This window comes from Micromonospora sp. NPDC049891 (assembly GCF_040660295.1).
In the GTDB taxonomy this organism is placed as follows: domain Bacteria; phylum Actinomycetota; class Actinomycetes; order Mycobacteriales; family Micromonosporaceae; genus Micromonospora.
This window is the reverse complement of sequence record NZ_JBFAML010000013.1, coordinates 86,014-112,260: the sequence shown is the minus strand read 5'-3', so window position 1 is coordinate 112,260 and position 26,247 is coordinate 86,014. Positions and strand designations below refer to the sequence as shown.

The window sequence follows — 26,247 nt, the reverse complement described above, 5'->3', positions numbered from 1 at the left end:
TACCGGTCAGTTTCGGAGGATGCGCTGCACCCCGAGCGGGTCGCGGACGAACCACAGCACCGCCGGCAACGTCAACTCCGGCGCATGCCACGTTGCCGCAAGGTCCGCGTCGGGAGGCTAGCAAGCAGGGCGGGCTCCCGAAGTCACGGGAACCCTCCCTGCCTCAGGCTAGAGAAACCGGCTCAGAAACAGCAGGCCCCAGGCCGGAGTTGATCTTTATGCCTGATCAAGGATCACGCTGCTTCACCCAGGATGGTCTGTTCCATGATCTTCGCCGCCGCGCGTTCCGCCTCCGGCAGGACATGGGTGTACCACTCCTGCGTAGTCCGTGACTGCGCGTGTCCCAGTCGACGCTGCATCGCGTGCTGAGGGATCCCGTTATCGGCTCCAACCGTCGCCGACGAGTGCCGACCGTCATGAAGCGCGATCACCGGCACCCCAGCCTGGATGCAGAGGGCCCGAAACCGGTCGGTCAAGTACTTCGGGTGGTAAGGCGAGCCGTCCTCCTTGCAAAAGACGTAGCCCCATTGCTTGTAGAGCACGCCCACCTCGGCCATCTCCTTCTCCTGGCGGCGAAGGTGTTCCAAAAGGACCTTGGTTATCGCGGCACCGATAGCGATCGAACGCTTGCTCTTGCCCTTGGGCTCCTTCTCGATCACGCCGCCATCCACCTCGCCACTAGCCACCGCGCGCTGCCAGTGGACGTAGATCACCCCGCTCTCCAGGTCGAGCTTCGGCCACTTCAGCCCGGCCAGTTCACCACGGCGCATCGCGCACACCACGACGAGCACCCACGCGGCGTACAGGCGGTCGTTCGCCGCAGCGGTAAGGAACTTGGTGCACTGCTTAGCCGTCCAGATGCCCTTGCGGCCCCGATCCTCACGCTCAGAGGGCTGGGGTTGGCGTACCCCTTCGATCACGATTCCGAGATCCTGGAGCGCCTTCTTGAGGGTGCGGTGGACGTGCCGAACCGTCTCCGCCGACAATCCGGTGCCGTTCCTTCCCCCCTTCTTGAGCAAGTAACGGTAAAGATCATTGATAGCCCTTTTGTCGAGGTCGTAGAGCTGTAGAGCGCCCAGCCGAGGAATGATGTACTTCATGACCGCGTTGCGGTAGTTGCCGAGAGTCGTGACAGCAACGTCCAGCTCGCGCTCCTCCAGCCAGTGAATCAGCTCGGCAGCCACACTTCCGTCCGCCGCCAATTCGGTCTTGCCGAACTGCTTGAGAGCCAGCCCTTCCTCACGGATTGCCTGCTTCTCGTCCTTGAACCCACGACGCTTCATCTGCTTTCGCTTGCCGTCCTCGCCCCGGGGAAGGTCGATGACGAAGTACCAGTTCCGCCGCTTGGGATCGAAATGAACTGCCATGTTCTTCTCTCCCTCGACTCACGCCACGTTCGCGAGCGCGGCAACAGCACCACGCGAGCGCGCCTCGAATGGAACGGTGGCCGCGCCGGCCGAGGTGAAGGCGGGCTTGGAGTACGGCGCAACCGGAGGCAGAGCGCCTGCCGGCACTGCCGCTACCTCGACGGCACGCGGGCAGGACCCGCACGGGATCGTAGAGTTGTGCATGGATTGGACCTCCTACGTCCGATCTAGGCCCCGGGCTTGTGGTGGAGTCACGTGCTCGGGGCCGCCCTGGTGTTGCAGCCGTCTCGTCGTACCTCGGCACGGTGATCTCCCCCGCCGATGCTGATCGGCGCGGGTTATCGGCAGCGCTACGGATAAGCTCAGCCGGATCCGTGCAGGGTTACGGGCGCTACGAGACCGTTATGGAGTGAGCCCAACCGCAGAGGGCTCTGGCCGTTGCCGGAATGCGTCCAGCGGCAAGGCGACCAGGACGCAAGCCTGCCCGGTAGCTCGACCTCAGGCATGCACAAACGTGGATCGAGGGGCTACGAAACTCCCTCGCCCCTTGGTCACAGAGGACCTTCATCTGTGCCTCCCGTGGTCACACGCGACGACTGCAAGGACCACGGTAACGGATCTCTGTGACCACGGCGGTGACCACAAGATCATCGCCGTACTTCTATATCACCAGGTCAATCCTGGTGGAGCCGAGGGGACTCGAACCCCTGACCCCCACACTGCCAGTGTGGTGCGCTACCAGCTGCGCCACGGCCCCTTGCTGTCGACCCGGTCGCCCGGGCACTGGAAGAACTATACACACGCCCGTCGGCATGGTCATCTCGCGGGGGTGCCCGCCGACACCTGTCAGTTCAGCGCCACGTCCGGTGGGAAGTGCGCGACCGCGGCCATCATGCCGCCCTGTCGGCGCAGCACCATCGGCCACAGGTCGTCGGGGCGGTCGACGAACGCGTCACCGGGCAGCGCGTCGAGGACGAACCAGGAGCCGTCCTCGATCTCCTGCTCCAACTGCCCGGTGCCCCAGCCCGCGTAACCGGCGAAGACCCGGATGCTCTGCACGTTCTCCCGTAACCGCTGCGGATCGACCGACAGGTCGAGCGTGCCCACCGCGCCGGAAACCTGATGGAAGCCTTTGAGCCGGCGCACCGGGGGACGCATCCGGGCCAGGCAGATCGCGGAGTCGGGCTGCACGGGGCCACCCTCGAACAGCACCGCCGGGTGGCGGGCCAGGTCGCCCCAGTCGCGCAGCACGTCCGCCACCGGCACCTCGGTGGCCCGGTTGAGCACCACACCGAGCGCGCCACCGGGCTCGTGCGCGACCAGGAGCACGACCGTACGGTCGAAGTTCGGATCCTTCAGCGCCGGTGTCGCCACCAGCAGCTTCCCGGTCATCGACTCCGTCGCCCGCCCGCCGATCGCCTGCCCCTCTCCCTGCATCACACGCACCCGTCAGTCGTGCACGGGGAGGCGGAACCGGTCACAGTCATCGACGGTGGGCCCAACCGGTGACATCCGCGCTGTCATCGCCATGCCTGGCACCATAGCTTGCGTCCCCGACCCAGGCGAAGGTCTGAGCGTCGGGTGATCGACAGACGGAACGGGCAGGGTGGGCGGCACCGGTGGCCGACTCACCCTCGGTGCGGCGGCACCGCACCGGGCGGCGAGGAAAGCCGGCGCCGGAGCAGTGGCGAAATGCCCTGTACACCCGAGTGGCCCCGATACATTCAGAAGCGATGGCAACGGTCCGCGACACCACCTACGACCTGCTCCGGGCCCTGGGCATGACCACCGTCTTCGGTAACCCCGGCTCCACCGAGGAGCCGTTCCTGCACGCCTTCCCCGACGACTTCCACTACGTGCTCGCGTTGCACGAGGCGTCGGCGGTGGGTATGGCGGACGGTTACGCGCAGGCCACCGGGGCCCCGGCGCACGTCAATCTGCACACGGCACCGGGCACCGGCAACGCCATGGGCAACATCGTCACCGCCTGGCACAACCGGACCCCGCTGATCGTCACCGCCGGCCAGCAGACCCGGGAGATGCTGCTGCTCGAACCCCGGCTCACCGCCCGCCATCCCACCGAGCTGCCCCAGCCGTACGTCAAGTGGGCCCACGAGCCGGTCCGGGCCCAGGACGTCCCGGCGGCGCTCATGCGGGCGTACGCCACAGCTGTCCAACCGCCCACCGGGCCGGTCTTCCTCTCGCTTCCGCTCGACGACTGGGCACAGCCCGCCGACCCGCCGCCACAGGTCCGCACGGTGGCCACCCGGTTCGCTCCCGATCCCGACCGGCTGCGTCAGTTCGCCGCGACACTGGCGACGAGTCGGTCACCGGCGCTCGTGTTCGGTGCCGCCGTGGACCGGGCCGGCGGCTGGGCGGCCGGGGTCGCCCTCGCGGAGCGGCTGGTCGCCCCGGTCTGGTCGGCCCCCGCGCCCGAACGGACCGCCTTCCCCGAGAATCACCCGCACTTCCGGGGCGTACTGCCCTTCGCTATCGGCCCGCTGGCCGACCAGCTCCGGGGGCACGACACCGTGCTGGTGGTCGGTGCCCCGGTGTTCCGGTACTACCCGCACGTACCCGGCGAGACGCTGCCGGACGGCGCCCGGCTGCTGCACGTCACCGACGATCCGGAGGAGGCGGCCCGGGCACCGGTCGGCGACAGTCTGCTCGGCGACGCCGGCCTCACCCTCGCCGCGCTGGCCGACCTGATGCCCCCGGCGGACCGGCCGCCACCGGCCGCCCGGCCCGTACCGTCGCCGGTGGAGGATTCGGTTCCACTCAGCGCCGACGCCCTCTTCGCCGCGCTGGCCCGGCACTGGCCCGAGGACGGCGTGCTGGTGCAGGAGTCCCCCTCCAACCTGTCGGCGCTGCGTCGCCGGTTGCGGTTCGACACCCCCGGGTCGTACTTCACGATGGCCAGCGGTGGTCTCGGCTACGGCCTGCCGGCGGCCGTCGGCATCGCGCTGGCACAGCGCGACACCGGCCGCCAGCGGCCGGTGGTCGCGGTGATCGGCGACGGCTCGTTCCACTATTCGGTCCAGGCACTCTGGACCGCCGCCCAGTTGCGGTTGCCGCTCGTCGTCGTCGTTCCGGTCAACCAGCAGTACGCGATCCTCAAGGCGTTCGCCGAACTCAAGCAGACGCCGGGGGTACCCGGGCTGGACCTGCCCGGCATCGACATCACGGCGATCGCCCGCGGCTACGGGTGTGCCACCACGGTCGTCGACAACCCCGATCAGCTCGGTGAGGCACTGGCCACGGCGCTACGGGCCGACGGGCCGACAGTGCTGCCGGTGCCGATCCGCACCGACGTGCCGCCGATCCTCTGAGAACGCGCGTGAGGCACCTGCGGGGTCCGACGGCCGCTGAGCCATCGCCGTCGGCAACGTCAGGTGCTGACGTCGAGGTCCCGGCCGACGCCGTCCCGGGACCGGACGGCGTCGGCCGGACGCTCAGCCCGCGGCGAGGCGCAGCGGCGACGCGCTGACCACGTCCAGGACCGGACGGGTTCCCAACGGCGCCCGCAGCGTCACCGCGACCGGTTCCAGCTTGAGCATGTCGTTGCAGGCGCCGGTGGACCGCACCACCGTGCCGCCGACCACGACCAGATGCTCGTGTTCCTGCACCAGCGGGGTGATCCCGGTGTCGCAGCTGCCGACGCCGAGCCGGAAGTTGAGCGTCGCACCGTCGACGGATTCGATGTCCTGTGCGCTGACCAGGTCCTGCGGCGCGGGCGCGGCCGGCGCGACCGGTTCGGGCAGGGCACCGACGGCGTCGGGTGCGACAGCGACCCGGGCCACCACGGCGTTGATCTCCTCGACGGTGAACAGCCATGCCGGCACCTGCGCCGCGCCCCGGGTGGTGTGCACGGGTGCGGAACCCAGTTCGACGCCGGTGACGGTGAGCGGTATGCAGGCGGCCTGCGGCTCGCTGCTCACCGGGGCGTCCGGCCCGTCCGGCGGGTTGGCCGGTGGCGGCGTGCCGGGGTCCTTCGGTCGCCCGGGACAGGGTGGCGGGTCGCCCTGGTCGATCTGCCGGTACGCCTCGGCCGCGGTGATCAGTGGCACGCGGAGTTCCCCGTCGGCGAAACGGACGGTCCCGTCGTCGGGCCGCCCGGACGGCAACGGCACCTGCTCCCGGTACCAGCCGGCCTGGAAGGCGAGCTTGGTCTCCTCGGTGAACGCGGGGTCGCCGACGAGCACCGTGGGCTCCTGGAGCGGCACGTAGCCGGTGGTCCACGCCGCACCCGGGCGCCACGCTTCCGCGACGGCGGTGGCTCGCTGCTCGAACGCCTCGTGCCGGTCGGTCGGGATGCCCGGACCTGTCGGTTCGCTGCCGGCCGGGGCGCAACCGGCGGCCATCATCAGCAGTGGCAGGCCCACAAGGGCGAGTGTGCGGCGCATACCGGTCTGACGGCGCGGCGCGGCGGCTGGTTCCCGGCACTGGAAAACCCGGCCGGCGCGGGTGGGCAGACGCCGGGTGCCACCCCGGTCCGAGGCCCCTGACCCTCAGGACCGGCAGACGGGAACGACTGCGCGCCCCGGTCGAATGACCGGGGCGCGCAGTCAGGTGGTGGAGGTGCCGGGAATCGAACCCGGGTCCTTCGCCGCCTTGTCAGGGCTTCTCCGAGCGCAGCTCGCTGTGCCTCTACTCGGCCCCTCCGATCACGCGAGCGAGTCGGTGTGACGGGCCCAGTCGCTGATTGATCTCGCCGCACGGACCCCGCGACCGGGTCCGATTGGCCAGCCTTCTAGCTGATGCCGGCTATCTGGGTCGAAGGCGCTCCCAGGCCGACAGACTTGCTACTCGCCTCAGGCGGCGAGAGCGAAGTCAGCGCGATTGTTCTTGGCGCTTATTGGTTTCCGACGAACGATTCTCGAGACGACGTCGGCTTCCTCGGCTCGCTTCCCCTGCCGCAACGTACGAAGTCGAAACCAGTCACCCCCTCGACAGGCCGCCGGGTTCCGGCGGCTCCGACAAGCCTAACGCCTGCCGTAACCGGATTCATCCCGAGCCCACGCCGACGCGCCAGAGCGGGATGATCCGGACAAATCAGTCGCTCATCCCCTTGCCTCGCCGGCCCACCGCCCGTTGGATCTCCCGGTCGGCGTCCCGCTTGGCCAGGTCCTGGCGCTTGTCGTACGCCTTCTTGCCCTTGGCCAGGCCGATCTCCACCTTGGCCCAGCCGTCGGAGAAGTAGACCTGGAGCGGCACCAGGGTCAGCCCGCTCTCCCGGAGCTTGCCGATCAGCCTGTCGATCTCCAGCCGCTTGAGCAGCAGTTTCCGGGTACGCCGGGGCTCATGGTTGGTCCAGGTGCCCTGCACGTACTCGGGGATGTGCATGCTGTGCAGGTACAGCTCGCCGTCCCGTTCCTGAGCGAACGCGTCAACGAGCGAGGCGCGCCCGGCCCGCAACGACTTCACTTCGGTGCCGGTCAGCGCCATGCCCGCCTCGTACGTGTCGAGGATGGCGTAGTCGTGACGCGCCTTCTTGTTGGAGGCGACGACCTTGCGCCCCTTTTCCCGTGGCATCGCCGCGCCACCTCCCTTTCGTTGCCGCCCGTGGCCGGCCCTGCCGGCCGAAGAGCGGAGATCATGCTACCCGAACGACAAGGGCCCTCCCGCGCCGTTTATTCCGGCGTGGAAGGGCCCTTGCCCAAACCCGAGCGAGGGGTGCGCCTGCGCGCCCCGCGGCGCTAGACCCGCAGGTAGAAGCGGAGCGTGACCCAGGCGGTGACCGCGCTGATCAGACCGCCCACGCCGGCCATCACCGGGAAGGTCAGGAACACCTCGCCCCAGCTCACCGGCGCGAAGAGCCCTTGCAGGGCGCTGAGCGCGCCGTCGAAGAGGAATATCTTGAGCGCGACCAGGGCGCCGAGGCCCAGGATCGAGCCGATCAGGCCGGCGACCACCGCCTCCAGCACGAACGGTGCCTGGATGAACCAGTTGGACGCGCCGACCAGCTTCATGACCGCGACCTCACGCCGCTTGCTGTACGCGGCGACCTGGATGGTGTTGGCGACCAGCAGCAGCGCGGCGACGGCCATCGCGATCGCGGCGACCAGGGCGATGTTCTGCCCGGCGGTGAAGAGGTTGAAGATCTTGTCGAGCACCTGACTCTGGTCGACCACCTGGTCGACCCCCTCGACCGCGGCGTACTGCTCGGAGATGGTCTTGTACTCCTCCGGGTTGACCAGGTTGACCCGGTACGACTCCGGAAGCTGGTCCGCCTTGACCGCGCTGAGCAGGTCCGGCGAGTCCCGGAACATCTCCTGGAAGCGCTGGAAGGCCTCGTCCTTGTTGACGTACGTGGCCTGCGAGACAAGCGGGTCGGAATCCAGCTGGGCAGCGATCGCGGTGCGCTGCTCCTCGGTGATGTCGGCTTCCAGGAAGATCGAGACCTGGATGTTCTCGAAGTACAGCTGCTTCATGTCCGCGACCTTGGTGTAGATCAGGCCGCTGGCACCGAGCATGGTCAGCGAGACCGCCATCGTGATGATCATCGCGATGGTCATCGTCACGTTGCGCCACAGTCCGACCAGTACCTCGGACATGACGTATTTCATCCGCATCGGGATTTCCTCCGGCTCTCCGGCGTGAGGTGTTCGTCGTCAGATCGGGGTGCGGTGGGTAGGGCCGTCACCCGTAGACGCCGCGGGCCTGGTCGCGAACGATACGGCCGCTCTCGATCTCGATGACGCGACGGCGCATCTGGTTCACGATGTTGGAGTCGTGCGTGACCATCACGACGGTGGTGCCGGTGCGGTTGATCCGGTCCAGCAGGCGCATGATCTCGATGGAGGTGTCCGGGTCCAGGTTTCCGGTCGGCTCGTCCGCCAGCAGGATCAGTGGACGGTTCACGAACGCCCGGGCCACCGCCACGCGCTGCTGCTCACCGCCGGAGAGCTCGTGCGGGTAGCGGTGCTCCTTGCCCCCGAGGCCGACCAGTTCCAGCACCTCCGGCACGACCCGGCGGGCCACCGCCTTGGTCTTGCCGATCACCTCCAGCGCGAAGGCCACGTTCTCGTACGCGGTGCGGTTGGGCAGCAGCCGGAAGTCCTGGAAGACGCAGCCGATCGAACGGCGGAAGTGCGGGCGCTTCCAGGACCGCATCGACGTGACGTCCTTGCCGTTGACGACGACGCGCCCCTTGTTGGGGGTCACCTCGTGCAGCAGCATCTTGATGATCGTGGACTTGCCGGAGCCGGATGGGCCGATGAAGAAGACGAACTCGCCCTTGTCGATCGACACGGACACGTTGTCGAGCGAAGGCCGCGACGCCTTCGGGTACGTCTTCGTCACTTGCTCAAGCTGAATCACGGGTGGTGAGTCTACGCCGTGTAACTGTCGTGCCAAGTCCCACGCCCCGCCGTTGCGGGGCAAGTCATCAAATCAGCACGTCAGGTGGAGATCGACGACGCGCTCCGCCCACGATCGGTCACGCACGGTCGCCGGCCAGTTGCTGCTGCTTGCGCCACCGGATCCCCGCCTCGATAAAGGAGTCCAGCTCGCCGTCGAAGACCGAACTCGGGTTGCCGGTCTCCTGCTCGGTCCGCAGATCCTTCACCATCTGATACGGGTGCAGCACGTACGAACGCATCTGGTCACCCCAGGAGCCGGCGGCGTCGGTCTTGAGCCCGGCCATCTTGGCCTGCTCCTCCTGGCGCTTACGCTCCAGCAGCCGGGCCTGGAGCACCCGCAGCGCGGAGGCCTTGTTCTGCAACTGCGACTTCTCGTTCTGGCAGGTCACCACGATGCCCGTGGGAATGTGGGTGATCCGTACCGCCGAGTCGGTGGTGTTGACGCTCTGCCCACCCGGGCCCGAGGAGCGGTAGACGTCGATCCGCATCTCGTTCTCGGGGATGTCGATGTGGTCGGTCTGCTCGACCACCGGCAACACCTCGACCCCGGCGAAGCTGGTCTGACGCCGCCCCTGGTTGTCGAACGGGCTGATCCGCACCAGCCGGTGGGTGCCGGATTCCACGCTGAGCGTGCCGTACGCGTACGGGACCTTGACCGTGAAGGTGGCCGACTTCAGGCCGGCCTCCTCGGCGTACGAGGTCTCGTAGACCTCGGTCGGGTAGCCGTGCCGTTCGGCCCAGCGAAGGTACATCCGCAGCAGCATCTCGGCGAAGTCGGCCGCGTCCACGCCGCCGGCGCCCGCCCGGATGGCCACCAGCGCCTCCCGGGAGTCGTACTCGCCGGAGAGGAGCGTGCGGACCTCCATCTCCTGGATGGCCTTGGTCAGCCCGGCGATCTCCGACTCCACCTCGGTGAGCACCCCCGAGTCGGACTCCGCCTCGGCCAGTTCCAGCAGCACGTGCGCATCGTCCAGGCGCGCCCGCAGGCTGCCGAGCTTGTCGATCTCGCCGTTGACGTACGACAGCTGCGAGGTCACCTGCTGGGCGCGGGCCTGGTCGTCCCAGAGGTCCGGGGCGGACGCCTCCTGCTCCAGGCGGGCCTTGTCCGCGCGGAGACGGTCGAGGTCGAGCACCGCCTCGATGTTGCGCAGGGTGGCGTCGAGTTCCTTGAGCTGTTCGGAGAAGTCGGCAGCGGTCACGACAGACAAGGGTACTGCTCGGACGAGGAGTGAGCTTGCGAGCCCCGCAGTCCGAGCCAAACAAACCCAGCTCGGACGAGGAGTGAGCTTGCGAGCCCCGCAGTCCGGGCCGAAACAAACCCAGCTCGGGCCGGCATCGGTCTCAGCCGGCGGCGGCGCTCTTGAGCCAGGACAGGGCGGCACGGTGGTACGCCACGGCGAACTCCAGTGCGCTCGCGTCGTACGTGTCGCCTTCCTTCTTGGCGTTCTTGACCTGCTCGCGGACCCGGGCCAGCGCGTCCGTGTGGTACTCGTTGGCTGCGGCCTGAAGGTTCTTCAGCTGGCTCGGGGAGTGCAGGTTCCCGAAGGCGATGCGCAGGGCGATCGGGTTGCGGATGGTGTCGCGTCCCGGATCCTCGGCCAGCCAGCGGGAAAATGTCCGTTTTCCGGCTGCCGTGATCGCGTACGGCTGGCTCATCCGCGGCCCGGGTTTACCCAACCGGACGAAGCCTCTCTCGGCCAGTACCGGCAACTCCCGGTAGACCTGGCTTCGGGTCATCGACCAGTACGGCGCCAGCCGGCGCTCGGCGGCGGCCATCAACTGGCCACCTGTCATGGGACCCTCATGGAGCAGCCCGAGCAGGGCCGCCGCCGTGGGGTTCACTCCGGATTCCGCCATGCCCCTCACGCTGCCACTTTGCCGGGCCGGCGTCCAGGATTTCACCTTTTCGCCACCCATTGGGGTTTCCTATGTGCACTGTCGGCGCGCGACGGTCCACCCACACCGGCCCGACCGGCGTCCCCCGGCCGCCCCCGGCCCGACTCGGCGGGCGCGGGGTCGACAAGGGCCCCTCCTGTCACACCATGCATGGCGTCGGGCCGGGGCTGGTCGTTACATTTCAGCCCATGTGGGGGTAGGTGTGGTCGGTCGGCGGAACGAAGGTTTCCTTGATCGTCCGGGGGGACATCCAGCGGACCAGGTTGTGCCAGGAACCCGCCTTGTCGTTGGTGCCGCTGGCCCGGGCGCCACCGAACGGCTGCTGCCCGACCACCGCGCCTGTCGGCTTGTCGTTGATGTAGAAGTTGCCGGCCGCGTACCGCATCTTCTCGGCCACCGCGTCGACCACCCGGCGGTCGGTGGCGAAGATCGACCCGGTCAGTGCGTACGGGGCGATCGCCTCGGCCTGCGTCACCACCTCGTCGAAGCGGGCGTCGTCGAAGACGTGCACGCCGAGGATGGGACCGAAGTACTCGGTGGTGAACGTCTCGTGTGCCGGGTCACCGCACTCGAAGATCGTCGGTCGGACGAACCAGCCCACCGAGTCGTCGGCGGTGCCGCCGGCGATGATCCGGCAGCTGTCGTCCGAGGAGATCAGCTCCAGTGCCGCGGTGTGCCGGGAGTACGCCTTGTCGTCGATGACCGCGCCGCCGAAGTTGCGGAAGTCGGTGACGTCGCCGTACGCCAGCCCGTCGGCGGTCGCGGCCAACCGGTCGCGCAGGCCACCCTCCCAGAGCGAACGCGGGACGTACGCGCGGGAGGCCGCCGAGCACTTCTGCCCCTGGTACTCGAAGGCACCCCGGATCAGCGCGGTGTGCAGCGCGTCGACGTCGGCGCTGGTGTGCGCGACCACGAAGTCCTTGCCGCCGGTCTCGCCGACCAGCCGGGGGTAGCCCCGGTAGCTGGCGATGTTCTCGCCGACCGTGCGCCAGAGCTGCTGGAAGACCTTGGTGGACCCGGTGAAGTGGATGCCGGCCAGGTCGGGGTCGGCCAGCACCACGTCGGAGACCTCCTCACCCCGACCGGTCACCATGTTGATCACGCCGGGGGGCAGCCCGGCCGCCTCGAACAGGCGCATGGTGAAGTGCGCGGCGAACTGCTGGGTCGGGCCCGGCTTCCACACCACCGTGTTGCCGAGCAGGGCCGGCGCCGAGGGAAGGTTGCCGGCGATGGCCGTGAAGTTGAACGGGGTGACCGCGTAGACGAAACCCTCCAGCGGCCGGTGGTCGAACCGGTTCCACACACCTGGCGACGACATCGGCTGCTCGGCCAGCAGGTTACGGGCGAAGTGCACGTTGAACCGCAGGAAGTCGATGAACTCGCAGGCCGAGTCGATCTCAGCCTGCACGGCCGTCTTCGACTGGCCGAGCATGGTGGCCGCGTTCAGGGTGTCCCGCCACGGCCCGGAGAGCAGCTCGGCGGCGCGCAGGAAGATCGCGGCGCGCTCCTCGAAGGGCAGCGCGCGCCAACCCGGCGCGGCGTCCTTGGCGGCCTTGACCGCCGCCCGCGCGTCGTCGTGGGTGGCGTGCCCGGTCATCCCGAGCACGTGCGCGTGCCGGTGCGGCTGCACCACTTGGATCGGCTCCCCACCGGCCATCCGCTGCTCGCCCGCGATGGTCATCGGCAGGTCGATCCGCTCGGCGGCCAGTTCGGTGAGCCGCCGCTGGAGACGTTCGCGGTCGGCGCTACCCGGCTCGTAGGTGCGCACCGGCTCGTTACGCGGCTCGGGTACGGAGAACACGGCGTCCATCAGGGCTCCTGGCGATCTCGACGGCGGTGGCGAAACCGGCCCCGTAGTGGCGGGACCTGCGCCAATCTTTCCACGCCCGGCGTCGGACGAGCACACCACGGCCACCGGCAGACCATTGATCAGGAGGCAGCCCAGGTCCACCGGAACCGATTCGTACCCGAAAGGGACACGCAGCCGAAAAAATGCAGGCTCTGCGGGCTTCCGGCTCCCGCCCGTCCCGGCCGCGTACGCTGGGTTGCCGGTGACGTTCCGGCCCGGTCGGGCCCGGCGGCGAAGGGGAGACCATGAGCAACGAGCCCGGTGGGCCGACCGCCGCTCAGCCCGACCAGTCCGAGGCCGTTGAACCGGGCGTCGACGACCACTCGGACACCGGTCAACCGGCACCGGCACCGACGGCGCTGGCGCTGCTGGCGACCGGCTGGCTGGCCGCGATGCTCTGGTCGACCCGGGAGGCGATCAGCTCGGCGACGGCAGGTGTCACGGCTGTCAGTCTCTCCGCCTTCGCGCTGCCCGGCGTGATCTCGGCCGCGCTGGTGGCCGGCGCCGCCGTCGGGCTGGCCGTCGGCGAACCGGTTGCCCGCCGCACCGAACGGGTGACCCTGCGCTTCGCGGTGGCGGTCGGCGCCGGCCTGCTGGTCGGGCTGCTCGCCGCGCTCGCGATCGATCTCACCTACGCCGGTGACGTCACCACCCGCACGATCGCCGGCACCACGGCCGCCGCGGCCGTCATCGGCGGCGCGCTCGCCGGAGCCCGCAACGGTGCCGTGGTGGGGGCGGTGGTGGCTGCCGCGCTGGGCACCCTGGTCTTCGTGGTGGCCTTCAGCGTGGCCCGGGACCCGCTGTTCGACCTCTTCGGTGCCGGCGACAGCCAGCAGTCGCTCGTCAACGCGGCCAGTTGGGTTTCCCGGACCGAGTCCCTGCTCGCCGGGCTCATCGCCGGCGGGTTGGCCTTCGGCTACCTCACCTGGGCGCGGCGACGAGCCGCACGCGACGGCGGCGGGGCCGGACCACGCTGGCCGGCCTACCTGGTGGCGGGCGCCGGACCGGGACTCCTGCTCCTGCTCACCGAGGTGATCATCAGGATCGGTGGGCGCTCGCTCATCGACCTGGCCGCCGCGCTCAGCGAGGCGGACGCGGTCGCGCAGACCTCGCTCGGAACCTCGCGGGTGGACAACGCCATCTGGGTGCTGTTCGTCGGTGCGCTCACCGCTGTGGTCAGCTTCGGCCGTACGCTCGGCTCGCCGGCCGACGACGAGGCGTAGCCGCAGGCCGGGGCCGACGACCCGGACCTGCGGTCGCGGTCAGCTCTCCGGGGCGGCGGCGCGCAGCAGTGAGTCCAGCTCGCTGGGGTCGTACCACTCCAGTTCATGGTCCTCGGCACCGTCGACGGTGAACTGGGCGTCGGGGTCACCGGCCAACGCCTCCAGCACCACCTGGACGGCGGCGGCGACATCGGTCGCGGCGTCCACCCCGTCCACGTGCACGGCCGCGACGGCCGCGAGCGGCACCGGGGCCGGCAGCTCCACCACGCTGGAGCCCAGTTCGCCGTCGCCCCGACCGACAGCCGTCGCGGGCAGGTCCGCCGAGACGACCACCCGTCGACGAGGCGCGGCCGGGTCGTGCCGGATCAGTTGCAGGGCGTCCTGGGCGGCGCGGGTGAAGGCGACGTACTCCAGCTCCTCCTCGTCGCCTTCCGCGTACCACTCGCGCAGCGTCGGGGTCACCGCGTGTGCCTGCGTCGCGGCGAGTCCGTGCTCCGGCAGCCTGGCCAGCATCGGCACGGTCGCCGGCACGTAGACCCGGACAAGCTCGTCGGTCACAGTGGTCTCCCCCGCTCTGCTCCGTCCGGCGGCGACACCGTCGGACCTGGCGTACGGACCCGCCCGTTCGCCCTGACCGTCATACACCGTGCATCGCTGTCGTGGAAGTTCCGGCGACGGGCCGGTGTGTCCCGCCGGTCGGAGAGCGGATTGGCCGGGAGGCGGCAGCCGGTGGCAAACTGAGGCGAACGACGTCAACCCGGGGAGTTTCGGTGGAACCGAGGTTCCTGCTCCTGTCCGACGTGGCCACCGAGCTGAACGTGTCGGATTCGCAGGTCTACCACATGGTACGCAGCGGCGAGTTGCCCGCGATCAAGATCGGCGGCCGGGGGCAGTGGCGGGTGGAGCGGGCCCGCCTGGAGGAGTACATCCAGCGCAAGTACGCGGAGACCGCCGAGTGGGTACGCGGCAACCCGCTGGCCGAACGCGATCCCGAGGAGCGGTAGGACCGCACCCATGGCATTGACCGCCGGCTCTGTCATGCCTGAGAATCGAAGCTGTCGAAGGCAAACGAAGGCAAACGTAATCTAAGCGGCTGACGGCAGGGGGCAGCGCGATGACCGACCTCCGGCGACCCGGGCCGGCCCGCCCACCCGTGCGACTGCGGCCGGCGCCTGCCTTCGAGCCCCCCTCCGTCGACGAGGACACCGCCGGGTGGCCCCGCCCGACCGACGGCCAGCTCGCTCTCGACCTTTTCGATTCCGGCCGCCGGTGGCCGGGCGGTGGTGGCCCGGACCGGCCGCCGCCGCCGTGGGTTGCCGGGCGCTCCGGCAGCCGGCCGATCGCGCCGGGTGCGCCGAGGTCGGGTCAGCCCGGCCGGCCCACCCGGGCCGGGTCGCCTGGCGGTGGGGCGGCACTGCCCGGCCAGGGCCAGGCCCGACACCTGCCGCCCGGGTCACTGGCCACGGCCACTCCGGCGGCCACCCGGGTCGCCCACCGCTTCGTCGCCACCTGTCTGGAGGTGTTCAACGGCTTCCGGCCGCCGGTGCAGCTACGGCGTCACCTCGACCCGGCCCGGGTCGCGGTGCTGCTGCCCGAGCTGGTCCGCGCCACCGCCCGCGGGGCACCACCCCGGCGACGCTCTGCGCGCCCCGGGGTGCGGCTGCAACGGCTGCGCGTCTGCGAGCCGCGCCCCACCGCCATCGAGGCCGCAGCGGTACTCACCGGTGCGGGTGGTCGTAGCTGGGCGATGGCGCTGCGCCTGGAACACCGACGCGGCAACTGGCTCTGCACCGACCTGCGGGTCCTGTGACACGGACGGTCAGCCGGCCGCCTGGTCAGACGAGGTCGCGCCCGACCCCTGACCAGGTGGCCATGGTCGAGGCCACCAGGTCCTGGATCGGGCGCGAACTTCCGAGCGGGTGATTCCTAGCTGGCTGAGGTGCCGCCGGGGGCACCGTGGCAGCGCTTGTACTTGCGGCCCGAGCCGCAGGGGCACGGCGCGTTGCGGGACGGACCGTTGCTGGCGCTCGCCTGCCCCGGTGCGGACTGACGGGCATTGCCGACCGGAACCGCCGGGCCGCGCAGGCCGCCGGCCGGACGCTGCGGCGAGGTCGGTGCCGTCCGCCCCGGCGCCGCCGGAGCGGCCTGGTCCGGACGACCGATACCGAGCGCGGGAGCCCGCTGCTCCTCACGCTGCACGGCGACGCCACCGGCACCGGCCTCACCGTCGATCGTCGGCGCGGAGTACTGAAGCCCCTGCTGCTGCGGCGCACGACCCAGGCCCTTGGCCCGGATCTCCACCGGCTTGTCCAGCAGTTGGACCTCCTCGGCCTCGGGCTCCGGCTCGTTGACCTGCACCTCGAGGTTGTAGAGGAAGCCGACGGTCTCCTCCTTGATGCCGTCCATCATGGTGGCGAACATGTCGAAGCCCTCGCGCTGGTACTCCACCACCGGGTCGCGCTGGGCGTACGCCCGCAGCGAGATGCCCTCCTGGAGGTAGTCCATCTCGTAGAGGTGCTCGCGCCACTTACGGTCGATGACCTGGAGCAGCACCATCCGCTCCAGCTGCCGGGTGCCCTCGGCGCCGAGCTGCTCCTCACGCCTGTCGTACGCGGCGTTCGCGTCCTCCTTGAGCCGGGCGAGCAGGAAGTCGGCGTCGATGCTGGCCCGGGACCCGCCGGCCTCCTCCTCAAGCTCCTCGATGGTGATGCCCACCGGGTAGAGCTGCTTGAGGCTGGACCACAACTGCTCAAGATCCCAGTCCTCGGCGTAGCCGTCCGAGGTGGCCCCCCGCACGTACGCCTCGATGGTGTCGTCGATCATGTTGCGCACCTGCTCGGAGAGATCCTCTCCGTTGAGCACGCGCAGCCGCTCGGCGTAGATCACCTGGCGCTGCTTGTTCATGACCTCGTCGTACTTGAGGACGTTCTTGCGGATCTCGGCGTTCTGCCCCTCGATCTGGGCCTGTGCGCTCTTGATCTGACGGGTGACCATCTTCGACTCGATGGGCACGTCCTCCGGGATGTTGAAGCGGTCCATGACCGCCTCCACCGCACCGGAGCGGAACCGCTTCATCAGCTCGTCCTGCAGGGACAGGTAGAACCGCGACTCGCCCGGGTCGCCCTGCCGGCCCGACCGGCCACGCAGCTGGTTGTCGATCCGCCGGGACTCGTGCCGCTCCGTGCCCAGCACGTAGAGCCCACCGGCGGCGGCGACCTCCTCGGCCTCCGCGTCGCAGGCCTGCTTCCACTTCGGCAGGACCTCTTCGAGGGCCTTGTCGTACTCCTCGGCGTGCTCCAGCGGGTCCAGCCCGCGCTGGCGCAGCTCGTTGGCCGCGAGGAACTCGGGGTTGCCGCCGAGCAGGATGTCGGTGCCTCGGCCGGCCATGTTCGTGGCCACCGTGACCGCGCCCTTGCGACCTGCCTGGGCGACGATCTCCGCCTCCCGGGCGTGGAACTTCGCGTTCAGCACCGAGTGCGGGATGCCCCGGCGGGTCAGCAGCCGGGACAGGATCTCGGAATTCTCCACCGAGACCGTACCGACAAGCACCGGCTGACCTGCCTGGTGCCGCTCGGCGATGTCCTCGATCACCGCGTTGAACTTGGCCTGCTCGGTCTTGTAGATGACGTCGGCCCGGTCCTCGCGGACCATCGGCCGGTGGGTCGGGATCGTCACCACGCCGACCTTGTAGACCTTGTTGAACTCGCCCGCCTCGGTCTGCGCGGTACCGGTCATGCCGGCCAGCTTGTCGTAGAGGCGGAAGTAGTTCTGGAGGGTGATGGTGGCCAGGGTCTGGTTCTCCTGCTTGATCTCCACCCCCTCCTTGGCCTCGATCGCCTGGTGCATGCCCTCGTTGTAGCGGCGACCGTGCAGGATGCGGCCGGTGAACTCGTCGACGATCAGGACCTCGCCGTCGCTGACGATGTAGTCCTTGTCGCGCTTGTACAGCTCCTTGGCCTTGATCGCGTTGTTCAGATAGCCGACAAGCGGAGTGTTCACCGACTCGTAGAGGTTGTCGATGCCGAGCCGGTCCTCGACCTTCGCCACGCCCCGCTCGGTGACCGCGATGGTGCGCTTGGCGTAGTCGACCTCGTAGTCGCCAGCGCCGTCCTTGCCCGACTGGAGGCGGGCCACCACGGCGGCGAACTCGCCGTACCAGCGGGCGGAGTGCTCGGCCGGGCCGGAGATGATCAGCGGGGTACGGGCCTCGTCGATCAGGATCGAGTCGACCTCGTCGACCACCGCGAAGTTGTGCCCGCGCTGGACCAGCTCGTCCTTCGACCAGGCCATGTTGTCGCGCAGGTAGTCGAAACCGAACTCGTTGTTCGTGCCGTAGGTGATGTCGCACTCGTACGCCGCGCGGTGCTCGGCCGCCGGCCGGTTGGGCAGCACCACACCGACGGTCAGGCCGAGGAACTCGTGCACCCGTCCCATCCAGGCGGCGTCGCGCTGGGCCAGGTAGTCGTTGACCGTGACCACGTGCACGCCCTTGCCGGACAGCGCGTTGAGATAGACCGGCATCACCGAGGTCAGGGTCTTGCCCTCACCGGTCTTCATCTCGGCGATGTTGCCGAAGTGCAACGCGGCGCCACCCATCACCTGCACGTCGTACGGCCGCTGGCCGAGCACCCGGGCCGCCGCCTCGCGGCAGACCGCGAACGCCTCGGGCAACAGGTCGTCCAGGGTCTCGCCGTCGGCGAGGCGTTCCCTGAACTGCTCGGTCATGCCGCTCAGCTCATCGTCGGTGAGGTTGACGTAGTCGTCCTCGATCGAGTTGACGGCGGCGGCGATCGCCTTGAGGCGACGCACCATGCGCCCCTCGCCCGCGCGGAGGACCTTTTCCAGAATCGACACGGATCAACGCTCCCCTAGACAGTCTCGAACCATCGTAGGCGTTCCATCGGGCCGATGGTCACTGGTGGCGGTGGTCGGCCATCGCGAAACCGACATAACACTCCCCACTCCCGTCCGTGTCCCGGTTATCCGGTTACGCCGTGGGCGAACGATCCGGCACGATGACTCGGGTGGAGCCCGTGGAGATCATCGAGGAGGGCCTGGTGCTGCGCCCATGGCGGGCGACCGACGCCGACGCAGTGCACCGCGCCTGCCAGGATCCGGACATTCAGCGCTGGACCACCGTACCTCGCCCGTACCGACCCGAACACGCGCAGAGTTTCGTCGCGGACCGGGCACGCCAATGGGAACTCGGCACCGGCGCATCCTTCGCGGTCTGCGACGCCGCACGCGGCAAGGTGCTCGGCGCCTGCGGGTTGAACACCATCGACCGCAACCACGAACTCAGCGAGATCGGGTACTGGACCGCACCGTGGGCGCGTGGACAACGCGTCGCGGTGCGTGCCGTCCGGGCCGTCGCCAGGTGGTCCTTTGACGAGCTGAAGCTGCGACGCCTGCTCTGGGGCGCCCAGGTGGGCAACCACGCCTCCCGACTGGTCGCCCTCCGGTCCGGTGTCCGGATCGAGGGGCGACTGCGGGCCGCCGACCCGGCAGGCGGCGCCCACGAATGGTTCGGCTCGCTGCTGCCCGGTGACGTACCGGCTCCCGGCGAGGTCGGCCCGGCCGGTCCGGGCACGCTGGAGGCCCGACGCGCGGTCGTCTTCGGCCGGCCGCAGCCGACCCTGTTCGCGACCACCGGCACGCAGGAGCTGAGCCTGCGCCCGATGGAGGAGCGCGACCTCGACGCGGTCGTCACCACCTGTCGGGACCCGGAGACGCTGCGCTGGACGACAGTCCCGGAGAACTACACCCGCCCGGACGCCGACGACTTCCTCAGGTTCGTCCGGAACACCTGGGCGGCGGGCACCGGTGCCTGCTTCGTCATCACCGATGCCACGGACCGCTACGCCGGCTCGGTCGACCTGCGGTTGTCGCCCACCGATCCACTGCTGGCCGATGTCGGCTTCATGACCGCACCACACGCCCGGGGGCGGGGTTACCAGTCGGCGGGGCTCGCGGCCCTCTGCGCCTGGGGCTTCACCACCCTGGGGCTGGCCCGGATCGAATGGCGGGCAAACGTCGGCAACGTCGCCTCCCGCCGGGCCGCCGAAAAGGCGGGTTTCGTGATGGAGGGCACCGCCCGGGGGGCCCTCAACCACCGTGGCACCCGGGTCGACGCCTGGGTCGGCGCGCTGCTCGCAAAGGACCTGGCATGACCGACCCGCACCGCGGCGAGCAACGTATCGAAGCGCACGGGGTGTGCCTGCGGCCGTTCCACCTCGGCGACGTGGACGACGTCGCCGCCGGCTGCGCCGATCCGCTCGTCCAGCGGTTTCTCGACGGACTGCCTGACCCGTACACGGAGGCGGACGCCCGCTGGTGGATCACGGAGGGCGCGCCGGCCGCCTTCGCCGGTGGCGGTGCCGCGTACGCCGTCGTCGACCCGGTGACCGACCGGCTGCTCGGCACCGTGGGCCTGAACAATCCGGTGCCGCAGCGGGGGCAGGCCGAGATCGGCTACTGGGTCGCGCCGTGGGCGCGCGGCCGGGGCGTGGCGACCGCCGCCACCCGGGCCCTGTCCGAGCACGTGTTCGCCAGCGGCACCATCCGGCTGGAGCTGCTCACCCGGGTGGAGAACGCGGCCAGCCAACGCGTCGCGCTGGCCGCCGGTTTCCGCCCCGAGGGCGTACGCCGTTCCGCGACGCCCGCCCGGGACGGCGGCCGGCGGGACCTGCTCGTGTGGGTACGACTCGCCGACGACCCGCCCGGACCGGCGGAGCGCCCGCTTCCGGACCTGCCCGACGGCCGGCTCACCGACGGGGTGATCGTGCTGCGCCGGCTCGGACCGGACGACGTCGAGCAGACGTATCGCCTGCACAGCGACCCGGAGGTGGTGGCCAGCCGGGTTCCCCCGGGGGCGCCGCCCCTGGCCGAGGTCGAACGACGCTGCCTTGGTGCGGAGAGTCAGTGGCTGGTCGGCACCGCCGCGGCCATGACCATCCTCGACGCCGCTTCCGGTGACTTCGTCGGCAACTGCACGCTCGTCCACGACCAGCCCGCCAGCGGCCAGGCGATGCTCGGTTACAGCCTGCTGCCGCGATGGCGCCGACGTGGCTACGCCACCCGTGCCGTACGGCTGGTCACGCGCTGGGGGTTCGACCACATCGGCCTGTCCCGGTTGTGGGCCGGCACCCTGCCGTCGAACCTCGCTTCCCAGCGGGTACTGGAGAAGGCCGGCTTCAAACGGGAGGGGCTGCTACGCGGCCGGCTGCCCGGCGCGGCCGGGAGCCGTGCCGACTCAACGGTCTACGGCCTGCTGCCGACGGATCCGACGGGCTGACGGAGGCCCGGTGGTGTCGCCGGTCCGGTCCGACGCCGCGCCGGCGGCCCGGGTCGGTGGGTGCCGACCCGGGCCGCCGTCACGGTCAGATGTCCAGCGAGATGATGCCGTAGTCGTAGGCGTGCCGCCGGTAGACCACGCTCGGACGACCGGACTCCTTGTCCTGGAACAGATAGAAGTCGTGGCCCACCAGCTCCATCTGGAACAGGGCGTCGTCGATGGTCATCGGCTCGGCGGGGTGCACCTTCTCCCGGGCGATGTGCCACGGCTGGTCGTCGGCGTACTCCTCCTCCGGCCGCTCGGCCACCGCGGTGGCGGTGCTGGTCTCCGCGGGGGCGGACAGCGCGGGAAGGTCGGTCACCGGTAGGCCGGCGGTCGCGGCGGCGACCGACAGCGGCGCGTGCCGGCCCCGGTGCACCCGGCGGCGGTCGGCCGCGCGACGCAGCCGGGAGTCGAGCTTGGCGATAGCCGAGTCCAGAGCGCTGTAGAAGTCGCTGGTGCAGGCCTCGGCCCGGATCACCGGGCCACGGGAATAGCAGGTGATCTCCACCCGCTGGCAGTGATCGGCCTGGCGCGGATTGCGCTCGTGGAACAGTTCGACATCGACACGAATGAGCTTGTGGTCGTAGCGTTCGATCTTCGCAAGCTTGTCAGCTACGTGCACTCGGTAGTGATCCGGCACTTCGACGTTACGGCCCTTGACCACGATGTCCACGTGACCTCCCTTGTTCGGACGGTCTTCGATCCGGAACTCCGGTCGCGCCCGGGGAAAGCCCCATTCGGCGTCGACCGGTCAATACGGCTACGCCTCCTCTCACCGCCGGGGGCGGGTGGGATGGCCTTCCTACCCCCGACAGCCAAACGCTAACTCCTGTTAGCCCGACAGTCACCCCCGGTCGCCAAGACCGCCCGGAGAATTTCCACACCTCATACACGAAGGGGTGAAACGGAAACACGATCGGTCACTGTTGGTGCCTTTTCCGTGTCGCGGCCAGCACCGCCGCCCCGAACGGCGACAGCCCACGCACGGTCAGTACCCGACTGACCGCCGCCAGGGTCGCCCCGGTGGTGACGATGTCGTCCAGCAGGACCACCCTCGACCCCGCAGCCGCCGGGCCGCGGCCCGACCGGGCCCGGAAGGAGGCCGTGGCCGCCGCCGCCCGGCCGGCGCTGTCCAGCGTGACCGAGTCCGGCCGGGGCGCGGCGCGTACCGCGTTGTGCACCCGCACCGGCCAGCCCGCCGACCGCAGCCGGCGGGCGCAGTGCCGGGTCAGCCGGCCGAGGTGGTCGCCGTAGCGGGCCCGGGCCGCCGCCGGTGTGTCCGGCACCGGCACCAGCAGCACCGGCCCGACCGGGCCGACCGCTGCGGCGACGACCTCGGCGAGCAGTGCACCGAGTGGCCGGGCCAGACCGTGCCGGCCGTGTTCCTTGTACGCCAGCAGCGTCTCCCGCAGCGGCCCGCCGTACGCGCCCAGGGCGTGACAGGGCGGCAGGTCCGGCGGGGCGGGGACGGGGCGCACCGGGGCCGGGCGCAACGCACCTAGCACGTCGACGCAGTCCGGGCACACCCCGTGTCGCAGCCCCGGGCGGCGTTCCCGGCAGCCGGCGCATTCGGTGGGCAACACCAGGTCGGCCAGGTCCGCCCAGAGCCCGCCCGTCACGGCCCTCTCCACCCCGCACTCAGTAGAGGAAGACGGGCGCGGTGGGGTTGCCCGGACGTACGCCCGCTGGCGGCGGCGTCACGTCCTGGACCTGGTCCCGGTTGATCCGCTCGAACGGGTTGCTGCGGTACGCCACCCCGTTCGCCTCGTACATGAACGACCCGGCCAGCGGGGACCGCTCGGGGATGGCGGGGTACGCGGCGAGGTGGTCGACCTGGCTGCCGGTGTCCTCCCGCAGCGGGGTCTCCACGGCACCGTCCACGCTCACGTCGTAGATCGCCGGGCGACCGGCCGAGCCGGCCACCAGCAGGCGGTTCGCCGCCGACCAGTCCACCGCTGTGACGTCGGTGAGCGAGCTGACCAACCGCCGGGCCGGGCCCACGGTGGGCACCCCACCCTCCCAGTTGATCGTGGCGACGTGCAGCGCACCGTCGACGATGAGCGCGAGCCGGTGGCCGTCCAGCGCCGCCGCCACGGCGGTGACCCGGCCCGGCAGACCGAGCTGGACCTGCCGCGTCGCCGCCTGGTCGTCGAAGCGGTAGAGCCGGCCGTCGGCGACCACCAGGCCGGCCGGGCGGGCGCCGTCGCTGCGGATCCAGACCGGGCGGCTCATCGCGGCGTACCGGGAGGGGCCGGTGGTCAGGGTCTCCACCACGCCACCGCCACCGCTGCGCCCGACGGCCAGCCGCTGCCGCCCGTCCTCGCCGACCACCACGACGGCGGCCAGGACGTCCGCGTCGGCGCGACGCAGCCCGGCGGAGACGATGCCGCTGTTCACCTCGGGTGCCACCGGCACCGAGCCGGCGGCTTCGCCGGCCACGGTCAGCGAGTGGATGCCCCCCTCGTAGACGCAGTAGCGCCGCGCGTCGACGTCGATCAGGTTCAGCGGATTCAGCCTGCGTTGCTCCTCAAGGTCGATCACCTTGCGGGACTGGTTGAGGATCTTCACCTCGACGGTGCCGTGCAGCTCCCCCAGCGACCAGGCCAACTGGGTACCGAGCTGCTCCAGCCGCCGCTCGTCAGCGCCCGGCATGTCGAGGTTGACCTCCCACCGGCCGTCCGAACCGGTGGCATTGTTGATCATTTCGGTACGGTCGGGCAGACCGGAGACGCCGATCCGCAACCACTCCGAGGGACCGGCGGTCAACCACCGGATGACCTCACTCACCCGGCGCTGCGCCGGCACGGCCGAGGAGAGGTACCGCTGATCCGGCACGAGCTGGGTGCGGTCGGAGTTCCAGAAGTAGATCGCCTCCGCCTGGTAGAACCGGCGCAGCGCGTCGTCGCTGAGCAGCAGCACGTTCGGCGGGTCGCTGACGTAGTAGCCGGCGTCGTCCTCGCCCACCGGACCGGCGCTGACCAGCCGGAACTCGTACGTCGACTCGGTGGCCACCGGCGGCACCAGCATCCCGTTGGCCCGTAGCAGGCCGACCTGCTGCACGCTGATGGTGACCTTCATGCTGTCGACGTCCGGTTCGATCACCGGATCGTCGGTGAGCCGCACCACCGACAGCGCCACCTCGCTGCCCTGCTTCTCCGGCAACCCGCTCCGCTCGGAGGTGGCGATGAACCGCTTGACCCGCTCGTACGCCCGGTCCGGCTCGCCGGCCGCCGCAGCCAGGAAGTTGCGCACGAACGCCACGGCGTCGCTGCCGCTGGCCTCTCGCGTCGGCGGCTCCGTACCACGCCCCAACGACCAGTTCGTCTCCGCGGCCGGGCCGCGCTGCTCGATCTGCACCGCGCTGCGGTCGGGAATCCCGCAGCCGGCGGAGACGGCCAGCACCAGCACGCCGCCGAGTGCCCCGGTCAGCAGCCGGCGCTTCACGAGCCCACCTCCGCGCGCCGCTGTTCCGCCGACGGTGTCGGGTCGGGCGCCGGGCCGATGGCGAGCGCGCCGGCCGGGCCGGGCCCGATGGCCAGCAGTCCGCCCGCCGGCGCGCCGCCGAACGGCAGCGCGGCGTCGGCCGGTACCAGCCGCAGCGGCGAGGTGGTCAGCCGGTCACCGGCGCGCGCCGGCAGGGTGAGCCGGAACTGCGCGCCCTGCCCCGGCGCACCCCAGGCCTCCAGCCAGCCGCCGTGCAGCCGGGCGTCCTCCAGGCTGATCGACAGTCCCAGCCCGGTCCCGCCGGTCTGCCGCGCCCGCGACGGGTCGGCCCGCCAGAACCGGTTGAAGACCAGCTTCTCCTCGCCCGGCTTGAGCCCGACGCCGTGGTCGCGGACGGTAAGCGCGACGGCGGTCTCGTCCATCCCCAGCGTGATCCGCACCGGCCGGCCCTCGCCGTGCTCGACAGCGTTGCCGACCAGGTTGCGCAGTACCCGTTCGACCCGTCGCGGGTCGATCTCGGCGATCACCGGGGCGGTCGGTACGTCCAGCTCGATGGCCACCCCGACCCGCTCCGCCAGCCCGGCCAGCCGGTCGGCCACCCGGTGGACCACCGGCACCAGGTCGGTCGGCTCGGCGTCGAGCACCGCGAAGCCCGCGTCGAACCGGCTGATCTCCAGCAGGTCGGTGAGCAGTTCCTCGAAGCGGTCCAGCTCGGCCTGGAGCAGCTCGGCGCTGCGCGCCACCGCCGGGTCGAACCCGTCCCGCTCGGCGAAGATCAGGTCAGCGGCCATCCGTACGGTGGTCAGCGGGGTCCGCAGTTCGTGCGAGACGTCCGAGGTGAACCGGCGTTGCAGCCGGGACATCTCCTCCAGTCGCAGGATCTGCCGTTGCAGGTTGGTCGCCATCTGGTTGAACGAGGCCGCGAGCAGCGCCAGATCGTCCTCGCCGTTGACGGCCATCCGCTGGTCGAGCAGGCCGGCCGAGAGTCGCTGGGCGGTCCGGGCGGCGACCCGTACCGGGATCACCACCAGCCGGGTCACCAGCGCGGCGAGCAGGCCGAGCAGCAGCACCAGAGCGACCCCGGTGGCCACCACGGTGGCCCGCGCCTGTGCCGCAGTGGCGTCCTGCAGGGTCAGCGGCACGAAGTAGTAGAGCTCCACCTGACCGAACCGGGTCGGCACCGGTGAGCCGTAGACCAGGTACTTCCGCTCGACGTCTCCGGTCAGTCGGCCGGTACGGATCTGGTTGGCCACGTTGCCGTCGGCCACCGCGGCGCGCAGCTCGGGGCTGATCAGGGGCCGGACGTTCGCCGACGGTGAGGTGCGTGACTCGATGACCCCGGGCCAGTTCTCCGCGGTGAGGGCCACCACCACGCCGCTGTTCTGCTGGGGGTCGCCACCGGCGAGGTAGTTGACCGTGCCGTCGATCGTCTCCTGGAGCTGGGCCTCCTGGGGCTGGCTGTAGAGGCTGAACTGCTTCGCCGCGTACTCCGCGCCGTTGAGCAGCCGCAACTGGACGTCGGTCTTGGCATTGTCCAGCAGGATGCTCGTGATCTTGTCGGCGATCAGGTAGGCGAAGCCACCGACAAGCAGGCTGGAGGTCACCAGGGTGATGGTCACCACCCGCACCTGCAACGAGCGACGCCAGGTCTGGTGCAGCCTCGCCAGCGATCGGGCCAGCCGACCACTCAACCCACGCCACAACTCCCACCCGGCACCACGCCGGCGGGACGTCGGGTCGAGATCGGGGATCGGGGAGGTGGTCACAGTGC

At 70.3% G+C, this 26,247-nt stretch carries 21 protein-coding genes, 1 tRNA gene and 1 other RNA gene; 6 read left to right on the top strand and 17 right to left on the bottom strand.

Going from position 1 to position 26,247, the window contains the following annotated elements:
- Positions 1-233: 233 nt before the first annotated feature.
- The 3 genes from AB0I71_RS18510 to AB0I71_RS18500 form a co-directional block, all read right to left on the bottom strand.
- Positions 234-1,367: a tyrosine-type recombinase/integrase gene (locus AB0I71_RS18510; RefSeq protein WP_357586102.1), complete on the bottom strand. Its 1,134-nt coding sequence runs from the start codon at positions 1,365-1,367 to the stop codon at positions 234-236.
- 681 nt (positions 1,368-2,048) lie between these two features.
- Positions 2,049-2,124, bottom strand: a tRNA-Ala gene (locus tag AB0I71_RS18505).
- A gap of 89 nt (positions 2,125-2,213) precedes the next feature.
- A complete protein-coding gene (locus AB0I71_RS18500) occupies positions 2,214-2,804 on the bottom strand; it encodes a YqgE/AlgH family protein (protein ID WP_093406609.1) in 591 nt (196 codons plus the stop codon).
- A 296-nt stretch (positions 2,805-3,100) separates the two neighbouring features.
- On the opposite strand from AB0I71_RS18500, the gene mdlC reads away from it, so the two are divergent.
- On the top strand, positions 3,101-4,696 hold the full coding sequence (gene mdlC, locus AB0I71_RS18495; RefSeq protein WP_357586100.1) for a benzoylformate decarboxylase: 1,596 nt from the start codon (positions 3,101-3,103) through the stop codon (positions 4,694-4,696).
- 123 nt (positions 4,697-4,819) lie between these two features.
- Here the strand turns inward: mdlC and AB0I71_RS18490 are convergent, their stop codons facing one another.
- The 8 genes from AB0I71_RS18490 to pruA form a co-directional block, all read right to left on the bottom strand.
- On the bottom strand, positions 4,820-5,770 hold the full coding sequence (locus AB0I71_RS18490; protein ID WP_357586098.1) for a hypothetical protein: 951 nt from the start codon (positions 5,768-5,770) through the stop codon (positions 4,820-4,822).
- Positions 5,771-5,937: 167 nt separating this feature from the next.
- Positions 5,938-6,313, bottom strand: a transfer-messenger RNA (tmRNA) gene (gene ssrA / locus AB0I71_RS18485).
- 106 nt (positions 6,314-6,419) lie between these two features.
- Entirely contained in the window at positions 6,420-6,899 is a 480-nt protein-coding gene (smpB, locus tag AB0I71_RS18480; protein ID WP_357586096.1) for an SsrA-binding protein SmpB, read from the bottom strand.
- A 164-nt stretch (positions 6,900-7,063) separates the two neighbouring features.
- Entirely contained in the window at positions 7,064-7,939 is an 876-nt protein-coding gene (ftsX, locus tag AB0I71_RS18475; protein WP_357586094.1) for a permease-like cell division protein FtsX, read from the bottom strand.
- Between the two features lie 67 nt (positions 7,940-8,006).
- On the bottom strand, positions 8,007-8,687 hold the full coding sequence (gene ftsE / locus AB0I71_RS18470; protein ID WP_013731749.1) for a cell division ATP-binding protein FtsE: 681 nt from the start codon (positions 8,685-8,687) through the stop codon (positions 8,007-8,009).
- A 118-nt stretch (positions 8,688-8,805) separates the two neighbouring features.
- A complete protein-coding gene (gene prfB / locus AB0I71_RS18465) occupies positions 8,806-9,927 on the bottom strand; it encodes a peptide chain release factor 2 (protein ID WP_357586092.1) in 1,122 nt (373 codons plus the stop codon).
- 142 nt (positions 9,928-10,069) lie between these two features.
- Positions 10,070-10,585, bottom strand: coding sequence for a PadR family transcriptional regulator (locus tag AB0I71_RS18460; protein WP_357586090.1), 516 nt, complete (start codon positions 10,583-10,585; stop codon positions 10,070-10,072).
- Positions 10,586-10,805: 220 nt separating this feature from the next.
- A complete protein-coding gene (gene pruA / locus AB0I71_RS18455) occupies positions 10,806-12,434 on the bottom strand; it encodes an L-glutamate gamma-semialdehyde dehydrogenase (RefSeq protein ID WP_357586088.1) in 1,629 nt (542 codons plus the stop codon).
- 284 nt (positions 12,435-12,718) lie between these two features.
- On the opposite strand from pruA, the gene AB0I71_RS18450 reads away from it, so the two are divergent.
- Positions 12,719-13,696, top strand: a complete 978-nt coding sequence (locus AB0I71_RS18450; RefSeq protein ID WP_357586086.1) for a hypothetical protein — start codon at positions 12,719-12,721, stop codon at positions 13,694-13,696.
- Between the two features lie 39 nt (positions 13,697-13,735).
- Here AB0I71_RS18450 and AB0I71_RS18445 read toward each other — a convergent pair whose 3' ends face one another.
- Positions 13,736-14,254, bottom strand: a complete 519-nt coding sequence (locus tag AB0I71_RS18445; RefSeq protein ID WP_357586084.1) for a hypothetical protein — start codon at positions 14,252-14,254, stop codon at positions 13,736-13,738.
- Between the two features lie 212 nt (positions 14,255-14,466).
- Between AB0I71_RS18445 and AB0I71_RS18440 the strand changes: the two genes are divergently transcribed.
- Both AB0I71_RS18440 and AB0I71_RS18435 read left to right on the top strand, forming a co-directional pair.
- Complete coding sequence (locus tag AB0I71_RS18440; RefSeq protein WP_357586082.1) at positions 14,467-14,700, top strand: helix-turn-helix domain-containing protein; 234 nt, start codon at positions 14,467-14,469, stop codon at positions 14,698-14,700.
- Positions 14,701-14,810: 110 nt separating this feature from the next.
- Complete coding sequence (locus tag AB0I71_RS18435; protein ID WP_357586080.1) at positions 14,811-15,506, top strand: Rv3235 family protein; 696 nt, start codon at positions 14,811-14,813, stop codon at positions 15,504-15,506.
- A 116-nt stretch (positions 15,507-15,622) separates the two neighbouring features.
- Here AB0I71_RS18435 and secA read toward each other — a convergent pair whose 3' ends face one another.
- Positions 15,623-18,550 carry a preprotein translocase subunit SecA gene (gene secA / locus AB0I71_RS18430; protein WP_357586078.1) on the bottom strand — a complete coding sequence of 976 codons (2,928 nt, stop codon included), beginning with the start codon at positions 18,548-18,550 and terminating at the stop codon, positions 15,623-15,625.
- 161 nt (positions 18,551-18,711) lie between these two features.
- Here secA and AB0I71_RS18425 point away from each other — a divergent pair, with 161 nt between their 5' ends.
- The gene (locus AB0I71_RS18425) at positions 18,712-19,866 is read left to right on the top strand and encodes a GNAT family N-acetyltransferase (RefSeq protein ID WP_357586076.1); all 1,155 of its coding nucleotides are present in this window, start codon (positions 18,712-18,714) and stop codon (positions 19,864-19,866) included.
- Positions 19,863-20,990: a GNAT family N-acetyltransferase gene (locus tag AB0I71_RS18420; RefSeq protein ID WP_357586074.1), complete on the top strand. Its 1,128-nt coding sequence runs from the start codon at positions 19,863-19,865 to the stop codon at positions 20,988-20,990. The genes AB0I71_RS18425 and AB0I71_RS18420 overlap by 4 nt, the downstream gene beginning before the upstream one ends.
- Positions 20,991-21,075: 85 nt before the next feature.
- Here the strand turns inward: AB0I71_RS18420 and raiA are convergent, their stop codons facing one another.
- The 4 genes from raiA to mtrB all read right to left on the bottom strand — a co-directional run bounded on the left by raiA (position 21,076) and on the right by mtrB (position 26,242).
- Positions 21,076-21,705, bottom strand: a complete 630-nt coding sequence (raiA, locus tag AB0I71_RS18415; protein WP_357586072.1) for a ribosome-associated translation inhibitor RaiA — start codon at positions 21,703-21,705, stop codon at positions 21,076-21,078.
- Positions 21,706-21,952: 247 nt separating this feature from the next.
- Complete coding sequence (locus AB0I71_RS18410; RefSeq protein WP_357586070.1) at positions 21,953-22,651, bottom strand: phosphoribosyltransferase family protein; 699 nt, start codon at positions 22,649-22,651, stop codon at positions 21,953-21,955.
- A 19-nt stretch (positions 22,652-22,670) separates the two neighbouring features.
- Positions 22,671-24,476, bottom strand: a complete 1,806-nt coding sequence (locus AB0I71_RS18405) for an LpqB family beta-propeller domain-containing protein (RefSeq protein ID WP_357586068.1) — start codon at positions 24,474-24,476, stop codon at positions 22,671-22,673.
- Entirely contained in the window at positions 24,473-26,242 is a 1,770-nt protein-coding gene (gene mtrB / locus AB0I71_RS18400; protein WP_357586066.1) for an MtrAB system histidine kinase MtrB, read from the bottom strand. Before mtrB ends, AB0I71_RS18405 begins: the two co-directional genes overlap by 4 nt.
- Positions 26,243-26,247: the final 5 nt, after the last annotated feature.

Bases quoted from the DNA above. Each gene is read 5' to 3' on its own strand.
- AB0I71_RS18500 (WP_093406609.1), bottom strand. From the start codon at position 2,804: ATGCAGGGAGAGGGGCAGGCGATCGGCGGGCGGGCGACGGAGTCGATG.
- AB0I71_RS18450 (WP_357586086.1), top strand. From the start codon at position 12,719: ATGAGCAACGAGCCCGGTGGGCCGACCGCCGCTCAGCCCGACCAGTCC.
- pruA (WP_357586088.1), bottom strand. From the start codon at position 12,434: ATGGACGCCGTGTTCTCCGTACCCGAGCCGCGTAACGAGCCGGTGCGC.
- AB0I71_RS18420 (WP_357586074.1), top strand. From the start codon at position 19,863: ATGACCGACCCGCACCGCGGCGAGCAACGTATCGAAGCGCACGGGGTG.
- smpB (WP_357586096.1), bottom strand. From the start codon at position 6,899: ATGCCACGGGAAAAGGGGCGCAAGGTCGTCGCCTCCAACAAGAAGGCG.
- AB0I71_RS18435 (WP_357586080.1), top strand. From the start codon at position 14,811: ATGACCGACCTCCGGCGACCCGGGCCGGCCCGCCCACCCGTGCGACTG.
- ftsX (WP_357586094.1), bottom strand. From the start codon at position 7,939: ATGCGGATGAAATACGTCATGTCCGAGGTACTGGTCGGACTGTGGCGC.
- AB0I71_RS18425 (WP_357586076.1), top strand. From the start codon at position 18,712: ATGACTCGGGTGGAGCCCGTGGAGATCATCGAGGAGGGCCTGGTGCTG.
- AB0I71_RS18510 (WP_357586102.1), bottom strand. From the start codon at position 1,367: ATGGCAGTTCATTTCGATCCCAAGCGGCGGAACTGGTACTTCGTCATC.
- AB0I71_RS18460 (WP_357586090.1), bottom strand. From the start codon at position 10,585: ATGGCGGAATCCGGAGTGAACCCCACGGCGGCGGCCCTGCTCGGGCTG.
- mdlC (WP_357586100.1), top strand. From the start codon at position 3,101: ATGGCAACGGTCCGCGACACCACCTACGACCTGCTCCGGGCCCTGGGC.
- AB0I71_RS18490 (WP_357586098.1), bottom strand. From the start codon at position 5,770: ATGCGCCGCACACTCGCCCTTGTGGGCCTGCCACTGCTGATGATGGCC.